Origin of the sequence: Mesorhizobium sp. B2-1-3A, assembly GCF_006442655.1 — a bacterium.
In the GTDB taxonomy this organism is placed as follows: domain Bacteria; phylum Pseudomonadota; class Alphaproteobacteria; order Rhizobiales; family Rhizobiaceae; genus Mesorhizobium.
Map to the genome: position 1 here is coordinate 187597 of NZ_VFWK01000008.1, position 17522 is coordinate 205118.

General features: G+C 64.0%; 14 protein-coding genes. All 14 read left to right on the forward strand.

Going from position 1 to position 17522, the window contains the following annotated elements; all coding sequences use genetic code 11:
• Window position 1 precedes the first annotated feature (1 nt).
• The 14 genes from murG to FJ977_RS29975 all read left to right on the forward strand — a co-directional run bounded on the left by murG (window position 2) and on the right by FJ977_RS29975 (window position 17464).
• Window positions 2-1129, forward strand: coding sequence for an undecaprenyldiphospho-muramoylpentapeptide beta-N-acetylglucosaminyltransferase (gene murG / locus FJ977_RS29910; RefSeq protein ID WP_140775797.1), 1128 nt, complete (start codon window positions 2-4; stop codon window positions 1127-1129).
• On the forward strand, window positions 1126-2526 hold the full coding sequence (gene murC, locus FJ977_RS29915; protein ID WP_140775798.1) for a UDP-N-acetylmuramate--L-alanine ligase: 1401 nt from the start codon (window positions 1126-1128) through the stop codon (window positions 2524-2526). The genes murG and murC overlap by 4 nt, the downstream gene beginning before the upstream one ends.
• Window positions 2523-3488, forward strand: a complete 966-nt coding sequence (gene murB / locus FJ977_RS29920; protein WP_140775799.1) for a UDP-N-acetylmuramate dehydrogenase — start codon at window positions 2523-2525, stop codon at window positions 3486-3488. The genes murC and murB overlap by 4 nt, the downstream gene beginning before the upstream one ends.
• A gap of 712 nt (window positions 3489-4200) precedes the next feature.
• Entirely contained in the window at window positions 4201-5127 is a 927-nt protein-coding gene (locus FJ977_RS29925) for a D-alanine--D-alanine ligase (protein ID WP_140775800.1), read from the forward strand.
• On the forward strand, window positions 5115-6056 hold the full coding sequence (locus FJ977_RS29930) for a cell division protein FtsQ/DivIB (RefSeq protein WP_140775801.1): 942 nt from the start codon (window positions 5115-5117) through the stop codon (window positions 6054-6056). Before FJ977_RS29925 ends, FJ977_RS29930 begins: the two co-directional genes overlap by 13 nt.
• Window positions 6053-7360 carry a cell division protein FtsA gene (gene ftsA / locus FJ977_RS29935; protein ID WP_010910249.1) on the forward strand — a complete coding sequence of 436 codons (1308 nt, stop codon included), beginning with the start codon at window positions 6053-6055 and terminating at the stop codon, window positions 7358-7360. Before FJ977_RS29930 ends, ftsA begins: the two co-directional genes overlap by 4 nt.
• 66 nt (window positions 7361-7426) lie before the next feature.
• Window positions 7427-9115 carry a cell division protein FtsZ gene (gene ftsZ, locus FJ977_RS29940; RefSeq protein ID WP_140775802.1) on the forward strand — a complete coding sequence of 563 codons (1689 nt, stop codon included), beginning with the start codon at window positions 7427-7429 and terminating at the stop codon, window positions 9113-9115.
• A gap of 280 nt (window positions 9116-9395) precedes the next feature.
• On the forward strand, window positions 9396-10346 hold the full coding sequence (lpxC, locus tag FJ977_RS29945) for a UDP-3-O-acyl-N-acetylglucosamine deacetylase (protein WP_140775803.1): 951 nt from the start codon (window positions 9396-9398) through the stop codon (window positions 10344-10346).
• 263 nt (window positions 10347-10609) lie between these two features.
• Window positions 10610-11479, forward strand: a complete 870-nt coding sequence (locus FJ977_RS29950; RefSeq protein ID WP_140775804.1) for an outer membrane protein assembly factor BamD — start codon at window positions 10610-10612, stop codon at window positions 11477-11479.
• 122 nt (window positions 11480-11601) lie between these two features.
• Window positions 11602-13275, forward strand: a complete 1674-nt coding sequence (gene recN / locus FJ977_RS29955; RefSeq protein ID WP_140775805.1) for a DNA repair protein RecN — start codon at window positions 11602-11604, stop codon at window positions 13273-13275.
• Between the two features lie 112 nt (window positions 13276-13387).
• Complete coding sequence (gene ligA / locus FJ977_RS29960; protein ID WP_140775806.1) at window positions 13388-15592, forward strand: NAD-dependent DNA ligase LigA; 2205 nt, start codon at window positions 13388-13390, stop codon at window positions 15590-15592.
• The gene (locus tag FJ977_RS29965) at window positions 15592-16284 is read left to right on the forward strand and encodes a TIGR02453 family protein (protein ID WP_140775807.1); all 693 of its coding nucleotides are present in this window, start codon (window positions 15592-15594) and stop codon (window positions 16282-16284) included. Before ligA ends, FJ977_RS29965 begins: the two co-directional genes overlap by 1 nt.
• A gap of 158 nt (window positions 16285-16442) precedes the next feature.
• Window positions 16443-17171 carry an AzlC family ABC transporter permease gene (locus FJ977_RS29970; RefSeq protein WP_140775808.1) on the forward strand — a complete coding sequence of 243 codons (729 nt, stop codon included), beginning with the start codon at window positions 16443-16445 and terminating at the stop codon, window positions 17169-17171.
• Window positions 17168-17464: an AzlD family protein gene (locus FJ977_RS29975; RefSeq protein ID WP_056573238.1), complete on the forward strand. Its 297-nt coding sequence runs from the start codon at window positions 17168-17170 to the stop codon at window positions 17462-17464. The genes FJ977_RS29970 and FJ977_RS29975 overlap by 4 nt, the downstream gene beginning before the upstream one ends.
• Window positions 17465-17522 lie beyond the last annotated feature (58 nt).

Here is a 17522-nt window from a genome sequence, read left to right on the forward strand (position 1 = left end):
CATGGCGAGGGGTGTCATCCTTCTCGCGGCGGGCGGAACCGGCGGACATCTGTTTCCGGCCGAGGCGCTGGCGCATGAACTGATCGAGCGCGGCTGGACGGTGCAGTTGGCGACCGACGAACGCGCCGAGCGGTTTGCCGGCCATTTTCCGGCCACCGCCATCCACCCGATCCAGTCGGCTACGATGGGGTCGAAGAATCCCATTGCCGTGCTCGGTGCCTTTTGGAAAATCTGGCGCGGCGTGCGGCAGGCCTCCGCCATTATCGGCAGGATCAAGCCGGACGCGGTGATCGGCTTCGGCGGCTACCCGACCCTGCCGCCGCTCTATGCGGCGACGCGGCGCAAGGTGCCGACGCTGATCCACGAGCAGAACGCGGTGATGGGGCGCGCCAACAGGGCGCTGGCCGGCCGTGTCGATGCCATCGCCGGCGGCTTCCTGCCGCAGGATACGAGCGCCGCTGGCGCCAAGACGGTAACGACAGGCAATCCCGTCAGGCCGGCTGTGCTGGAAGCGGCCAAGACGCCCTATGTGGCGTCGACCGGAGAGCAGCCCTTCCGCCTGCTGGTGTTCGGCGGCAGCCAGGGCGCCCAATTCTTTTCCGATGCCATGCCGGGGGCGATCGCACTGCTTTCGGATGCGCAGCGCAAGCGGCTGGTGATCACCCAGCAGGCGCGCGCCGACGATGTGGCGCGGGTCAAGGCGGCCTATGCCGCCCTTGGTATCGCCGTCGAGGTCTCGCCCTTCTTCACCGACATGGCGGCGCGCCTGGCGGCGGCGCATCTGGTGATCTCGCGCTCCGGCGCCTCGACCGTCTCGGAGATCGCCGTCATCGGCCGGCCGGCGCTGCTGGTGCCCTATCCCTATGCGCTCGACCACGATCAGGCGGCGAACGCGGCTGCCCTTGCCGCCGCCGGTGGCGGCGAGGTGCATCCGCAATCGACGCTGTCGCCCGAGCGTATCGCGGCCCTCATTGGTGGGCTGATGGACAATCCCGAGCGGCTGGCGACGATGGCCGCTGGCGCGAAATCGGCCGGCAGGCCCAACGCGGCGCGGTTGCTCGCCGATCTCACAGAGGCTATTGCGTCCCGCAAAAGCGTATCGGATTTCAAGAAGGGGACGCACGCATGAAGATGCCGCAGACCATCGGCCTTGTGCATTTCATCGGCATTGGCGGCATCGGCATGAGCGGCATTGCCGAGGTGCTGCACAATCTCGGCTACAAGGTGCAAGGATCCGACCAGGCCGACAGCGCCAATGTGCAGCGGCTGCGTGACAAGGGCATCGAATGCTTCGTCGGCCACAAGGCCGAGAACCTCGGCGACGCCGAGGTGATCGTCGTCTCGACGGCGATCAAGAAATCCAATCCGGAGCTGAAGGCCGCGCGGGAAAAACTGCTTCCCATCGTGCGCCGCGCCGAGATGCTGGCCGAGCTGATGCGTTTCCGCCAGGCGGTGGCGATCGGCGGCACGCATGGCAAGACGACGACGACCTCGATGGTGGCGACCTTGCTCGAAGCCGGCGGGCTTGATCCGACCGTCATCAATGGCGGCATCATCAATGCCTATGGCACCAACGCCCGCATGGGCGATGGCGAGTGGATGGTGGTCGAGGCCGACGAGAGCGACGGCACCTTCCTCAAGCTGCCAGCCGATATCGCCGTGATCACCAACATCGATCCCGAGCATCTCGACCACTATGGCAGTTTCGACAATGTGCGCGAGGCGTTCCGCCAGTTCGTCGAGAACGTACCTTTCTACGGTTTCGGCGTGATGTGTACCGACCACCCGGAAGTCCAAGCGCTTGTCGGCCGCATCGAGGACCGCCGCGTCATCACCTATGGCGAAAACGCGCAGGCCGATGTGCGCTTCACCAACCACCGCATGGCCGGCGCGACCTCCGAGTTCGACGTGGTGATCCGCGACCGCAAGACCGGCAGCCAGAAGACGATAGAAGGCTTGCGCCTGCCGATGCCCGGCCGGCACAATGTCTCGAACGCCACCGCGGCGATCGCCGTCGCGCATGAGCTCGGCCTGTCCGCCGAGGCGATCAAGAAGGGCCTGTCGTCCTTCGCCGGCGTCAAGCGCCGCTTCACCCATACGGGGTCCTGGAACGGCGTCGATGTGTTCGACGATTACGGCCACCATCCAGTCGAGATCTCGGCGGTGCTGAAGGCGGCGCGCAGCGCCACCAAGGGCCGCGTCATCGCCATCGCCCAACCGCACCGTTTCACCCGGCTGCATGATTTGTTCAACGAGTTTTCGGCTTGCTTCAACGACGCCGATACGGTGATGGTCGCGCCTGTGTACGCTGCCGGCGAAGATCCGATCGACGGTGTCACGTCGGACGAACTGGTGTCGCGCATTCGCGCTGGCGGCCATCGCGACGCGCGCTACATAGAGGGGCCGGCCGATATCGCGCCAATCATTCGCGATTTGGCCAAGCCTGGTGATTTCGTTGTCTTTCTTGGCGCCGGCAACATCACCCAATGGGCCTATGCCTTGCCCAAGGAGCTTGCCGCCTCATGATGCACGGCCAGGTCCTGATCGACAGTCTCGGCGACCGGCTTGCCGGCCTGCGCGGCCGTCTCACGCCGAATGCCGAGATGGACAAGATCACCTGGTTCCGGGCCGGCGGCCTGGCCGAGGTGCTGTTCCAGCCCGCGGACGAGGAAGATCTTGCCGCGTTCCTGCGCGCGGTTCCTGAAGAGATACCTCTCACCGTCGTCGGCATCGGCTCGAACCTGCTGGTCCGGGATGGCGGCATTCCGGGCTTCGTGATCAGGCTTTCGGCCAAGGGCTTTGGCGAGGCCGAGGTCGTTTCACCGATCAGGATCAAGGCCGGGGCGGCGACGCCCGACAAGCGCGTGGCCGCCCTGGCGCTGGAAGCGGGCATTGGCGGCTTCCATTTCTATCACGGCATTCCAGGCGCCATTGGCGGCGCGCTCAGGATGAACGCCGGCGCCAATGGCGTCGAGACGCGCGAGCGCGTCGTCGAGGTGCGCGCGCTCGACCGCAAGGGCAATATCCAGACGCTGAGCAATGCCGAGATGGGCTATGCCTATCGCCATTCGGCGGCTCCTTCCGGGCTGATCTTCACATCGGCCGTGTTCGAGGGCTTCGCCGAGGACAAGGCCACGATCAAGGCGGCGATGGATGCGGTGCAGAACCATCGCGAGACCGTGCAGCCGATCCGCGAGAAGACCGGGGGCTCGACCTTCAAGAACCCGGAAGGCACGTCGGCCTGGAAGGAGATCGACAAGGCGGGCTGCCGCGGCTTGATGATCGGTGGCGCGCAGATGTCGCCGATGCACTGCAATTTCATGATCAACACCGGCACGGCGACCGGTTACGACCTCGAATATCTCGGCGAGACGGTGCGTGCTCGGGTGCTCGAACATTCCGGCATCCGGTTGCAGTGGGAGATCAAGCGCATCGGCAATTTCCGTGCCGGACATGCGGTGCAGGAGTTTTTGGGCCAGCTGCTTTAAGGCACAGCGGATTTGGCGAGTTGCTGGTCTGCCGGCCGGAGCCACTCATCGTTCGGGCTATTGCAGACCTTGGAGATTGGCAGATGCCTCTCCGACTTCGTCATCCACGGGCGGAGCAGGAGCGAAGCTCCGTCGCGGAGACCCGAGGATCCATTCCGTGACCTTGGCCGTGGAGTGCAGCGGAGCAGAATTTTGAACCGTGGCGGCGCTCAGGAGTCCCGGCATGGATCCTATGGTCTGCGCCGCGTCGCTTCGCTCCTTGCTTCGCCATAGGATGACGAAGTGAGGGGTGCTTCCAACTCTTTGTTTGACGCAATTCCGAACGGAAAACCGTTCACACTTTTCCTGGAATTGCTCTGATCGCCAAGGCATGCGATCTATCAGTGCAGGCTCCGTCGATCCGTCAGCGCGCCGCCCGCGAAGTTCATGTGATGGATGAACTTCAACGCGTCCGCAGAACGCAGAAACCGTTGCTGCAAAGACTCAGCGACACGGTTTTCGCATCCATTTTCTCAGAAAGTGAATCTCTCGGAATCATAAGTACTTGCCAGTGAATCAACTCTCTGATTCTCTGCTCGAAAGCGTTTCCTGATTTGAGTCGTTCGACGCGTTACCCGCGTTTTCCGTCTGGGGGGGCATCCTGCCGGAAGACTCGGACTCAATGTTGCGGAAATCTTGGTTTTTGGTCCGCCGTGAGAGGGGATGACGGGGAATGAAAAGCAAGCATGTGGCCGTCCTGCTGGGAGGTTTTTCGTCCGAGCGGCCCGTGTCCCTGTCTTCCGGAAAGGCCTGTGCCGATGCTCTGGAGAAGGAAGGCTATCAGGTCACCCGCGTCGATGTGGGGCGCGATGTCGGCTTCGTGCTTGCCGAGCTCAAGCCTGACGTTGCCTTCAATGCACTGCATGGCCCCTTCGGTGAGGATGGAACCATCCAGGGCATCCTCGAATATCTCGGCATTCCCTATACCCATTCCGGCGTGCTCGCCTCGGCGCTCGCCATGAACAAGGAGCAGGCGAAGAGGGTCGTCAAATCGCTCGGCGTTCCCGTCGCCGAATCGAAGGTCGCCAATCGCTTCGCGATCCAGAGCAAGCATCCGATGAAGCCGCCCTATGTGATCAAGCCGGTCAGTGAGGGGTCGAGCTTTGGTGTCGTCATCGTGTCGGAGGGGCAGTCTCATCCGCCGCAGGTCGTCGGGTCGTCCGAGTGGAAATATGGCGATATCGTCATGGTCGAGCGCTACATCCATGGGCGGGAGCTGACCTGCGCCGTCATGGGTGACGTGGCGCTCGGCGTCTGCGAGATCATTCCGACGGGGCATTCCTTCTACGATTACGATTCAAAATATGTCGCGGGCGGATCAAAACACGAATGCCCCGCAAAAGTTTCACCGAATATTTACCAAAAAATACAGACACTGGCGCTCAAGGCTCACCAAGCTGTCGGCTGTCGGGGCGTTTCCCGGTCGGACTTCCGTTATGACGATCGTCACTCCGAAAATGGCGAGGTTGTATGGCTCGAGGTCAATACTCAGCCGGGCATGACGCCGACGTCTTTGGTGCCTGAAATAGCAGCCCATGCCGGGCATTCGTTTGGTGAATTGTTGAGTTGGATGGTGGAGGACGCTTCGTGTCTGCGTTGAAATGGGGACAAGGCAAGGAGAGGGGTGCGGCTGGGCCGTCGCTTTTCGGCTTGTCGCTGTCATCAGGCCATTTCGTGCTGCCGCGGGTGCTTCGCCGCCCGGTGCGCATCCTGGCGCGCCTTGGCGATGGTGAATTCGAGGCGCCGCGTTTCTCCGCGGCCATGATGTCGGCGGTGCTGCTCGCTTCGAGCGGCGCCTATGGTGCCTATCTCGGCGGCCATGCCGACGGGATCATCCAGAGCATCACTGCCCGCACCGGCTTTGCCGTCGATCAGGTCAAGGTGGTCGGCAATCGCCAGACCTCCGAGATTGACATTCTCGACAGGCTCGAACTCGACGGCTGGACGTCGCTGATCGGCTTCGATGCGGAGGCCGCGCGCGAGCGCATTTCCGGCCTGCCCTGGATCGAGGTGGCGGCGGTGCGCAAAGTCTATCCGCATACGCTGGAAGTGCGCGTCGAGGAGCGCGAGGCCTTCGCGCTCTGGCAGCAGGGCAATGATCTCTCGGTCATCGAGAAGGATGGCGCTATCATCGCGCCGTTCTCCGGCGGCAAGCAGGTGCTGTTGCCGCTGCTGATCGGCGACGGCGCTCCGGCCAAGGCGCCCGACTTCCTCGCCAAGATCGAAAAGTATCCCGAACTCGCGAGCCGCGTGAAAGGCTACATCCGTGTCGGTGACCGGCGCTGGGATCTGAAGCTGGACAATGGTATCACGGTCAAGCTGCCCGAGAATGACGAGGACCAGGCGCTCGCCGAGCTGGTCAAGATGGACCATGACAAGGGGCTGTTGTCGCGCGATATCGCCGCCGTCGACATGCGGCTCACGGATCGGCTGGTCGTGGAACTGACGCCCGAGGCGGTGACGCAGCGCGAGGCCGCCCTCAACGAGAAGCCGAAAACCCTCAAGCGCAAGCCGGAGACGAAGATATGAGCTGGCTTGGCGGTTCTGGCGATGCCTCGTCGCGCCGGTCCGGCACCCTGACGGTGCTGGACGTCGGCTCGAACAAGGTCTGCTGCATGGTGGCCAAGCTCAAGCCGAACGATGACGGCAAGCTTTTGCGCGGCCGCTCGCACCGCATCCAGGTGATTGGCATCGGCCACCAGAAGTCGCAAGGCGTGAAGTCGGGCGTGGTCGTCGATCTCGACCGGGCCGAGCACGCCATCCGGCTGTCCGTCGATGCTGCCGAGCGCATGGCGGGACTGACGGTCGATTCGCTCATCGTCAACATGACCGCCGGCCGGCTGAAGAGCGAAGCTTTCTCCGCGACCATCAATCTCGGCGGCCATGAGGCGGATGAAGCCGACATCAAGCGGGTGCTCGGCGCCGGCGCCAAGCAGGCGCTCAAGGCCGAGCGCGAGGTGATCCATTCGTTGCCCGTCGGCTTCTCGCTGGATGCCGAGCGCGGCGTGCGCGATCCGCGCGGCATGGTCGGCGACGCGCTCGGCGTCGACATGCATGTGCTGACGGGGGACGCGGCGCCGATGCGCAACCTCGAACTCTCCATCAACCGCTCGCATCTGTCGGTCGAGCGCATGGTGGCGACGCCCTATGCCAGCGGGCTGGCGGCGCTCGTTGATGATGAACTGGAACTGGGTGCTGCCTGCATCGACATGGGTGGCGGCACGACCACGATCTCGGTGTTTTCGGAAGGCAAGTTCGTCCATGGCGACGCCATCGCGATCGGCGGCAACCACGTCACGCTCGACATGGCCAAGGGGCTCTCGACCTCGCTTGATGCCGCCGAGCGGCTCAAGGTGATGCATGGCTCGGCGCTGCCGGGCAGCGCCGACGACCGCGATCTGGTCTCGATCCAGCCGATCGGCGATGACGGCGACGTGCCGCTGCAGATACCGCGTTCGGTGATGACGCGCATCGTGCGCGCCCGCATCGACGAGACGCTTGAACTGCTGCGCGACAGGCTGAACAAATCCGGCTACGGCAATGCGGTCGGCAAGCGCGTCGTGCTCACCGGCGGCGCCAGCCAGCTGGCCGGCCTGCCGGAAGCGGCGCGCCGCATCCTGGGGCGCAATGTGCGTATCGGCCGTCCGCTCGGCGTGGCGGGCCTGCCCGAAGCGGCGAAGGGGCCGGCCTTCTCGGCCGCCGTCGGGCTTCTGATCTATCCGCAGATGGCGAGTTTCGAGAGCCATCCGGCGAAAGGCATTTCCGGTCTCAGGATGACCGGAACGGGTGGAAAACTGCATCGCATGAGTCAGTGGTTGAGAGACAGTTTCTAATTGACGGGGACAGCCCCATAGGCGGCCGCGGCGGCGAAGCGGCGTGAAAGGCAAAGGACGGAGACAATGACCATCAATCTGCAGAAGCCGGACATCACCGAGCTTAAGCCGCGCATCACCGTGTTTGGTGTTGGCGGCGGCGGCGGCAATGCCGTGAACAACATGATCACCGCGGGCTTGCGCGGTGTCGAGTTCGTCGTGGCCAACACCGACGCGCAGGCGCTGACCATGTCGAAGGCCGACCGGCTTATCCAGCTTGGCGCGCATGTCACCGAAGGCCTCGGCGCCGGCTCGCAGCCGGAAGTCGGTCGCGCGGCGGCGGAAGAATGCATCGACGAGATCATCGATCATCTGTCCAACACCCATATGTGCTTCGTCACCGCCGGTATGGGCGGCGGCACCGGCACCGGTGCTGCTCCGGTGGTTGCCCGCGCCGCGCGCGAGAGAGGCATCCTCACTGTCGGTGTCGTCACCAAGCCGTTCCACTTCGAGGGCCAGCGCCGCATGAAGACGGCCGACATGGGCATCGAGGAACTGCAGAAATGCGTCGACACGCTGATCGTCATCCCCAACCAGAACCTGTTCCGGCTGGCCAATGACAAGACCACCTTCGCCGATGCCTTCGCCATGGCCGACCAGGTGCTCTATTCCGGTGTTGCCTGCATCACCGACCTGATGGTCAAGGAAGGTCTGATCAACCTCGACTTCGCCGACGTGCGCTCGGTGATGCGCGAGATGGGCAAGGCGATGATGGGCACCGGCGAGGCTTCGGGCGAGGGCCGCGCGATGGCCGCCGCCGAAGCCGCTATCGCCAACCCGCTGCTCGACGAGACCTCGATGAGGGGCGCCAAGGGCCTGCTGATCTCGATCACCGGCGGTCGCGACCTGACCCTGTTTGAAGTCGACGAAGCGGCGACCCGTATCCGCGAGGAAGTCGACCAGGACGCCAACATCATCCTGGGTGCCACCTTCGACGAGGAACTCGAAGGCGTCATCCGCGTCTCGGTGGTCGCCACCGGCATCGACAAGTCGGCGGCTGAAATCGCCGCCGCGCCGATCTCGATCCGTACGGCGCCGCAGAAGCCGGCCGCCCGTCCGGCCGTGGCCGCGATGGAAAGCCGCCCGGCACCAGTCCAGCAGCCTGTCTATGAGCCGCGTGCCGCCGACCCGGTCGCCGAGGCCATCCAGCTCGCCGAGGCAAATGCCGCGGCCATGGCGCAGGCTCGCCCGGCTCCGGTCGCCCATGCGGACGATTTCCGCCCGCAGAGCAAGATCTTCCAGGCGCCCCCGGCACAGCCGCAGCCCATGCCGCAGCCGGTCGTCCAGCAGATGATGCAGCCGGCCCCGCAGCCGCGTGAAATCCTGCGTGAGGTCCAGCAGCCGGTGGCGATGGCGCCGCAGCGCATGCCGCGCGTCGAGGACTTCCCGCCGGTGGTCAAGGCCGAGGTGGACGCCAAGAGCCGTCCGGCGGACCATGAGAACAACAGCGGACCGATGGGTCTGTTGAAGCGCCTGACGAACGGCCTGACCCGCCGCGAGGAGGAGCCTGCACGGCTGCAGCCGGCGCAGCCGCGCGAGCCCAAGCTGCGCCAGGCCGCCCCCGAAGTGCGCCGTCTCGCCAGCCAGGACGCCCAGCTCTACGCGCCGCGCCGCGGCCAGCTGGACGACCAGGGCCGCCTGACGCCGCAGACCAGGGCGACTCAGGAAGACGATCAGCTGGAGATTCCGGCGTTCCTGCGCCGCCAGGCCAACTGAGCGGTTAACGGACTGTAATAATTGTTAACAGGCAAGCAAGGAATTGCTTGCCTGTTAACGTTTTAAACGCTGCAAAATCAAAAGGTTACAATATCGAGCGTGCTCCGGCTTGCGGTTACAAAGGGTAAGAAACCGTGATTTGGAGTCTCCTTGCCGGAACACTATCTTCGCTGCCTACCATAGTCGGTGTGCCGGGATTTCGGGGGAAGTGACCCTGCCTGCCGATTTAACAAGAGCCGCGCCCTCGGGCTGGAGAAGCGGACCTAGGCATTTCGGGCTTATGGGGATTGTCTTGCACGACTACCAGACGACAGTGAAGACGCGCGCGTCGCTTACAGGCACCGGCGTTCACAGCGGCAAAGAAGTTTCCATCAGTTTCCTGCCCGCGGATGCCGATACCGGCATCGTGTTCCAGCTGATCGGTGGAGAAGGACAGGGCCGCGAGTTCCGCGCTCTGTTTTCCGAGATCGGCGCCACCGACCTTTGCACCATGCTTGGCGATCCCTCCGGCGAGCACATCGCCACCGTCGAGCACATCATGGCCGCGCTGCTCGGGCTCGGCATCGACAATGTCCTCATCGAAATCGATGGCCACGAGGTTCCGATCCTTGATGGCAGCGCCATGGCCTTCGTGGAAGCCATCGACCAGGCTGGAATCGAGACGTTGCTGGTCAAGCGGCGCTACATCAGGGTCGTCAAGCCGGTCCGCATCGAGAACGGTGCGTCCTGGGCGGAATTCAGGCCCTATGACGGCACCCGCTTCGAGATCGAGATCGATTTCGAAAGCCCGGCCATCGGCCGCCAGCTCTTTGCCTCGGATATCAATGCGGACATTTTCCGCCGTGATATCGCGCGCGCCCGCACCTTCGGCTTCATGAAGGACGTTGAACGGCTGTGGGCCGCCGGCTATGCGCTTGGCTCGTCGCTCGAGAACTCGCTGGTGATCGGCGACGACAACCGGGTCATCAACATGGGCGGCCTGCGTTATCCCAACGAATTCGTGCGCCACAAGACGCTCGACGCCATGGGCGACCTGGCGCTGGCCGGAGCCCGCTTTATCGGCTGTTTCCGCTCCTATCGTGGCGGCCACAGGCTGAACGCGGCCGCGCTGCGCCGCCTGCTGTCGGACCGCACGGCCTTCGAGATCGTCGAGACCACACGCCGCGAGCGTGGCCGCGCGGCGGAGATGAGCGCCGTCAATGCGCCGCTCTACGCGCCCTGGATGATCTGAGTCCCGCGACGTTTTCGCCCCGGTGACGGGGCGCCGAGTGTTGCAGGAATGCACCACCCGCAGGCGAAATTGCAGGGATGCTTCGGCGCCGGTCGGCCGCCACAAAAATGTGCGATTGGCTAGACATAGCGTTGCCGGGCAAGGCGGTTATGGTTTATGGCTGCTGCCGTCGATTAGTGCATGTCGCTCAAAAGTGGGGACCAATTTTGGGACAACAGCATGCAAGAGGCACTAAAATAACGCCGAAAGGGCGCAATCCAATCATGTTCTTCAAGCGAGTCGATCAATCGAAAGCGCCCCAGCGGTCTGTTCTCCTGGCGCTTTCGCTGGTTGTTCCGTCGCTCTTCCTGTCGGCCTGCATGTCGTCGGAGAAAGACATCGACCTGTCGACCTATGTCGACCAGACCGAGCCGGCCGACGTCCTCTACAATCAGGGCCTCGCCAACATGAACGCGGGACGCCTGGATGAGGCGAGCAAGAAGTTCGACGCCGTCGATCGCCAGCATCCCTATTCGGAATGGGCCCGTAAATCGATGGTCATGGGCGCTTTCGCCGACTATCGAAAGGGCAGCTACGACGATGCGATTTCGTCGGCCAAGCGCTATCTGGCGCTTTATCCGTCGACCGATGACGCGCCCTATGCGCAGTACATCATCGGCCTGAGCTACTATCGCCAGATCAAGGACGTGACGCAGGATCAGAAGGAAGCACGCCAGACCCTGCAGACGATGCAGGATCTCGTGACGCGCTGGCCGAATTCGGAATATGTCGACGACGCCAAGGAGAAGATGCGCTTCGCCAACGACCAGCTCGCCGGCAAGGAAATGCAGATCGGCCGCTATTATCTGGAGCGCCGTGAATACATCGCTGCCGTCAAGCGCTTCCGCACCGTGGTGGAGAGCTATTCCAACACGCGCCATGTCGAGGAAGCACTCGCCCGCCTGACCGAAAGCTATTACGCGATGGGGCTGACCTCGGAGGCGCAGACGGCGGCCGCCGTGCTCGGCACCAACTATCCCGACAGCCCATGGTACAAGGATTCCTACAAGCTGCTGCAGAGCAACGGACTGACGCCGCGCGAGAATGCCGGATCGTGGATATCCAAGGCCGGAAAGCTGATCACCGGCGCCTGACCCCAGAGCCATCGGACCGGAGCGTGCGTAGCGCTTTTTCGGATTGATCCGATGGTCAAACAAAAAGATAGTGCGGCACTGCGATTCCAACTGGTCGCCTGCCGTTCTAGATCCGGGTTCTGATGCTTTCCAGACTGTCGATCCGCGATATCGTCCTGATCGAGAAGCTGGATATCGACTTCCAGCCGGGCCTTTCCGTGCTGACCGGCGAAACCGGCGCCGGCAAATCCATCCTGCTCGATGCCCTGTCGCTGGCGCTTGGCGCGCGCGGCGACGCCTCGCTGGTGCGCCATGGCGCGGCACAAGGCCAGGTCATTGCCGTGTTCGATGTGCCGCGAAACCATCCGGTGCGCGCGCTGCTTGTCGAGAACGCCATCGAGGATGACGGCGACATCATCCTGCGCCGCGTGCAGACGGCGGACGGCCGCACCCGCGTCTTCGTCAACGACCAGCCATCCAGCGTGACCCTGATGCGCGACGTCGGCCGTGCGCTGGTCGAGATCCACGGCCAGCACGATGAGCGCGCCTTGGTCGATCCGGGAGCGCACCGGGATGTGCTCGACGCCTTCGGCGGCCATCTTGGCGCCGTTCGGTCGACCGGCGAGGCCTGGCGGCACTGGCGCGCCTGCGAGCAGGAGCTGACGCGCCACCGCGCCAAGGTGGCGGCGGCGGCACGCGAGGCCGACTATCTGCGCGCCGCGGTCGCGGAACTGACCAAGCTCGATCCGCAACCCGGCGAGGAAACGGAACTTGCCGAACTGCGCGCCCACATGATGCGCGCCGAAAAGATCGCTTCCGAAATCCATGATGCTCAGGATGTGCTGTCCGGTCCGTCGTCGCCCTTGCCGCAACTCGCCAGCCTGCTGAGGCGGCTGCAGCGCAAGGCGACGGAGGCGCCCGGCCTGCTCGAGGACGTGGTCAAGTCGCTCGACGAAGCCATGTTGTCGCTTGACGCGGCGCAGTCTGGCGTCGAGGCGGCATTGCGAGCCACCGAATATGACCCGCAGCGGCTGGAGAAAGCGGAGGAGCGGCTGTTTTCGCTGCGCGCGGCTTCACGCAAGCACAGCGTTGCCGTCGACGATCTTGCGCAATTGCGCGACACGATGGTGGCGGACCTCGCCGATCTCGACGCCGGCGAGGAGCGGCTGCATGGGCTGGAAAAGCAGGCCGCCGCGGCCCGTGAAGCCTATGACATCGCCGCCGCGCAGCTTTCCTCGCTTCGTCACGCGGCGGCCGTTGGCCTGACCAAGGCCGTGATGGCCGAATTGCCGGCGCTGAAGCTCGAACGCGCAGCCTTCATCGTCGAGATGAAGAGCGAGGCCGAGACCCGCATGGAAGAAGGCATAGACCAGATCGAGTTCTGGGTGCGCACCAACCCCGGCACGCGGCCCGGGCCGATGATGAAAGTTGCATCCGGCGGCGAGCTGTCGCGCTTCCTGCTGGCGTTGAAGGTGGCGCTGGCCGACCGTGGCTCGGCGCCGACACTGGTTTTCGACGAAATCGACACCGGCGTCGGTGGGGCCGTGGCGGACGCCATCGGCCAAAGGCTGGCGCGGCTGTCGAAGCGCGTGCAGGTGCTGTCGGTGACCCACGCCCCGCAGGTGGCGGCGCGCGCGGCGACGCATTTCCTGATCTCCAAATCGGGCGGCACCGATCGCGTGGCGACCGGCATTGCCGAGATGGACAGGACGGCACGGCAGGAAGAGATCGCCCGCATGCTGGCAGGCGCCACGATCACCGACGAGGCACGAGCGGCCGCCGAGCGGCTGCTGCGCGAAAATACAAACGCGGCGTAACAATATCCGGCGTCACGGATCGAGTCAGGATATGGCTCCATGCTGCTGGTCAGGAATGATTTTCCCAAAATCCTGATCTATTGTGACGCGCCACCGTTCGGGGACGAAAAGCATGTCGGAAAAACCTGTCGATTCGCTCAGCGAAAGCGAGGCTGAAGCCGAACTCCAGCGGCTGGCCGAGGAGATCGCCGGTCATGACCGGCGCTACCATGCCGAAGACGCGCCGACGATTACGGACGCGGAATATGATGCGCTGCGGCGCCGCAACCTTGCCATCGAGGAGCGCTTCCCCGGGCTGGTGCGCGAGGATTCGCCGTCGCTCAGGGTGGGCGCTGCGCCGGCGGAAGGTTTTGCCAAGGTGCGCCATGCCGTGCCGATGCTAAGCCTTGCCAAGGCCTATACCGACGAGGACGTCACTGATTTCATCGAGCGCGGCAGACGATTCTTCGATCGCGACAAGGATCTCGACATCGCTTTCACCGCCGAGCCGAAGATCGACGGGCTATCGGCGTCGCTGCGCTACGAAAAGGGCGTGTTCGTGCAAGGCGCGACGCGCGGCGATGGTGCCGTGGGCGAGGATATCACCGCCAATCTCAGGACCATCGCCGACATCCCCGCCAGGCTGAAAGGCTCAGGCTGGCCCGAAATCATCGAGATACGCGGCGAGGTCTACATGACCTATGCGGAATTCGAGGCGCTGAAGCAGCGCTCGGCGGCGGCCGGCGGCCAGGATTACGTCAATCCGCGCAACACGGCGGCCGGCTCGCTGCGCCAGAAGGATCCCTCCGTCACCGCCACCCGAAACCTCAAATTCTTCGCCTATGCCTGGGGCTTCACGACGGCGGATCCGGCGCCGACCCAGTACGAATCGGTGCAAAAATTCGGCGACTGGGGTTTCAAGATCAGCCCCTTGATGGTGCGGGCGAAGTCGGTCGAGGAACTGGTCGCGCATTACCATCTGATCGAGGAGCAGCGCTCGTCGCTCGGCTATGACATTGACGGCGTCGTCTACAAGGTCGACCAGTTGGAGCTGCAGCGCCGCTGGGGTTTCGTCACCGGCGAGCCGCGCTGGGCCGTCGCCCATAAATTCCCCGCCGAACAGGCAATGACGACGGTCGAGAAGATCGACATCCAGGTCGGCCGCACCGGCACGCTGGCGCCGGTCGCGCGGCTGGCGCCAGTCACCGTCGGCGGCGTCGTGGTCGAGAACGTCACGCTGCACAATGAGGATTACATCAAGGGTTTCGACAGCAACGGCCTGCCGATCCGCGACGGCATCGATGTGCGCATCGGCGACACGGTGGTGATCCAGCGGGCAGGGGACGTCATCCCGCAGATCGTCAGCGTCGTCGTCGACAAGCGTCCGGCCAATGCCGTGCCTTATGAATTCCCGCACACCTGTCCGGTTTGCGGTTCACCGGCCACGCGCGAGATCAACGAGAAGACCGGCAAGGAGGATTCCCGGCGGCGCTGCACCGGCGAGCTGATCTGCGCGGCACAAGCCGTGGAACGATTGCGCCATTTCGTGTCACGTGGCGCCCTCGATATAGAGGGTCTGGGCGCGGAGAACATCGACACCTTCTTCAATGCCGGACTGATCAAGACGGCCGCCGATATCTTCACGCTCCGGGACCGTCGGCCCGCCGTCACCAAGGCGCTTGCCGAGCGGCGAGAGGAGCAGGCCAGGCAGCGCGAGGCGGCGTCCGGCAAGACGCGCAAGAATGTGCGCAGCGTCGAGGATCGCAACTATGAAGGCCTCGACAAGCTGTTCGCGGCGATCGATTCGCGCCGCGAGCCGGAGCTCGACCGCTTCATCTTCGCGCTCGGCATCCGCCATATCGGCGAGACGACGGCGGCTGTGCTTGCAAAGACCTTCTCGACCATCGAGGAATTGATCCGCGTCGGCAAGGAGACGGCGGCGGCGGAGGATCCGCATGCCGTTTTCCCGTCGATCAACGGCATTGGCGACACGGTGATCGACGCGCTGCGCGATTTCTTCGGCAATGAACGCAATGACGACGTGCTCGATAAGCTGCTCGAACAGGTCAAGCCGAAGCCGTATATCGTCACCGTCTCGGCCGACAGCGAGGTCGCCGGCAAGACCATCGTCTTTACCGGCTCGCTGGAAAAGATGACCCGCTCCGAAGCCAAGGCGATGGCCGAGCGCCTCGGCGCCAAGGTCGCCGGTTCGGTTTCGGCCAAGACCGATCTGGTGGTGGCGGGACCGGGTGCCGGCTCCAAGCTCAAGCTTGCCAGTGAACTCGGCGTCGAAGTGATCGACGAGGACACCTGGCTGCAGCGGGTCGGCAAGGCGTGATGGACGGAGCGTTCAAAGGGTTCGGCCCGAAGGCCATTCCGTTCCTGAAGGCGCTGGACTTCCACCAGAGCCGCGAATGGTTCGTGGAGAATCGCGACTTGTTCGAGAGCGAATTGCGTGATCCCCTGGGCGATCTCGTCGATACGCTGACGCAGCGTTTCGCCGATGCAGGCCTTGGCTTGCGCGGCGACCGCAAGAAGTCGCTGTTCCGCATCAATCGCGACGTGCGCTTTGCCAAGGACAAACGACCCTACAACCGGCATGTCTCGGCGATCCTGTCACCGGACGGTACCAAGATGTCGCAAGGCGTCTTCTATGTTCATATCGGACTGGAGCGTTGTTTTGCCGATGTCGCCTGGTGGGCCCCGGAGCCGGCCTTGCTGCTCGCCATGCGCAAGGCCATCGCAACGCGGCCGGACACATTTCGCGGCCTGGCGGCGGCCTTGAAGAAGAACCGGCTTGGGCTGGAGGCGGAGGGTCGCATGAAGCGGACGCCGCGCGGCTTCGAGCATACCGGCGATCCCGATCTGGCCGAGGCCATCCGCAACCGGCATTTCGTCGTCCAGCACGTCATCGATCCGGCGGGAATCCATACGCCCGCGCTGGTCGAGGAACTCGTCGATTTCGTCATGCGTGCCAAGCCGCTGCTGGACTGGGGCAGGGCGATCGAGGGCGGCGCGGCGAAAGACTGATCCTGCGGCGACGATCATTTCCGCTGATCGTTTGGCTCAAGCGAATTCGTGTGACAAGGCACGGTGTGCCACCTACATACCGCCACTCCTTGTTGTTGTGCATGTCGTACTCCCAAACCGCTACGCACTTTCGGGCGAACATGCATCAGGAGTGGTCGATGGCGACGGACGTGATCTCGCAGAGCGGCGGCAAAAGCGACTTCTGGCAAGGCGTGCGGCTCTCCATGCCTGTCGTGGTGGCGTCGGCGCCGTTCGCGGTGCTGTTCGGAGCGCTTGCCGTTGACCAAGGTTTCTCGGTCTTCGAAGCCTTCCTGATGAGCGCGCTGGTCTACGGCGGCGCCAGCCAGATGGTCGGCATCCAGCTGTTCGGCCAGCATGTCGCGCCGTGGCTGATCGTGCTGTCGATCTTCGCCGTCAATTTCCGCCATGTGCTCTACTCGGCCGGCATCGGCCGCCGGATCGCGCACTGGCCTGTCATCAGCCAAGCTCTCGGCTATTTCATCCTCACCGATCCGCAATACGCGGTGACCGAAGCGCGGGCGCAATCGGGCCAGACCATCAGCGTTGCCTGGTATCTGGGACTCGGCCTGCCGGTCTATCTGTTCTGGATCATCGAAAGCGCGCTCGGCGCGGTGTTCGGCAAGCTGATCCCCGATACGCATGCGCTGGGTATCGATTTCCTGCTGCCGATCTATTTTCTCGGCCTCGTCATGGGCTTTCGCAAGCGGCCGCTGTGGCTGCCGGTGGTCATCGCCAGCGCCGCGGCGTCCATCATCGCCTACAAGACGGTTGGCTCGCCCTGGCACGTCTCGATCGGCGCTGTTGCCGGCGTGCTGCTCGCCGTCATCCTGCCGCCGCACCATAGCGGCGTTGGAGAGCGGCCATGAGCACGACGTTCTGGATCATCATCGCTGGCGCGATCGCCACTTATCTCACGCGCGTCGGCGGACATCTGGTCATCTCCCGCTTCGAGAACATCCATCCGCGCGTGGAGGCAGGCCTCAATGCTGTGCCGGCGGCGGTGCTGACGACGCTGGTGGCGCCGGAACTGTTGAACGCCGGACCGGCGGAATGGGCCGCACTGGTCGTTACTGCCGTGGTCTCGCTGCGCGGCGGGCTGATGGCGATGTTCTTGGCGGGCGCCGCGGTGCTGATCCTGGCGCGGCAGTTTGTCGGGTAATTCCTGCGAGCGCGATCGTTTTCGAACGTTGGCGCCGCCCCTTCAAACTACAGGCCAG

Bases quoted from the DNA above. Each gene is read 5' to 3' on its own strand.
- murG (WP_140775797.1), top strand. From the start codon at position 2: ATGGCGAGGGGTGTCATCCTTCTCGCGGCGGGCGGAACCGGCGGACAT.
- murC (WP_140775798.1), top strand. From the start codon at position 1,126: ATGAAGATGCCGCAGACCATCGGCCTTGTGCATTTCATCGGCATTGGC.
- murB (WP_140775799.1), top strand. From the start codon at position 2,523: ATGATGCACGGCCAGGTCCTGATCGACAGTCTCGGCGACCGGCTTGCC.
- FJ977_RS29925 (WP_140775800.1), top strand. From the start codon at position 4,201: ATGAAAAGCAAGCATGTGGCCGTCCTGCTGGGAGGTTTTTCGTCCGAG.
- ftsA (WP_010910249.1), top strand. From the start codon at position 6,053: ATGAGCTGGCTTGGCGGTTCTGGCGATGCCTCGTCGCGCCGGTCCGGC.
- ftsZ (WP_140775802.1), top strand. From the start codon at position 7,427: ATGACCATCAATCTGCAGAAGCCGGACATCACCGAGCTTAAGCCGCGC.
- lpxC (WP_140775803.1), top strand. From the start codon at position 9,396: ATGGGGATTGTCTTGCACGACTACCAGACGACAGTGAAGACGCGCGCG.
- FJ977_RS29950 (WP_140775804.1), top strand. From the start codon at position 10,610: ATGTTCTTCAAGCGAGTCGATCAATCGAAAGCGCCCCAGCGGTCTGTT.
- recN (WP_140775805.1), top strand. From the start codon at position 11,602: ATGCTTTCCAGACTGTCGATCCGCGATATCGTCCTGATCGAGAAGCTG.
- ligA (WP_140775806.1), top strand. From the start codon at position 13,388: ATGTCGGAAAAACCTGTCGATTCGCTCAGCGAAAGCGAGGCTGAAGCC.
- FJ977_RS29965 (WP_140775807.1), top strand. From the start codon at position 15,592: ATGGACGGAGCGTTCAAAGGGTTCGGCCCGAAGGCCATTCCGTTCCTG.
- FJ977_RS29970 (WP_140775808.1), top strand. From the start codon at position 16,443: ATGGCGACGGACGTGATCTCGCAGAGCGGCGGCAAAAGCGACTTCTGG.
- FJ977_RS29975 (WP_056573238.1), top strand. From the start codon at position 17,168: ATGAGCACGACGTTCTGGATCATCATCGCTGGCGCGATCGCCACTTAT.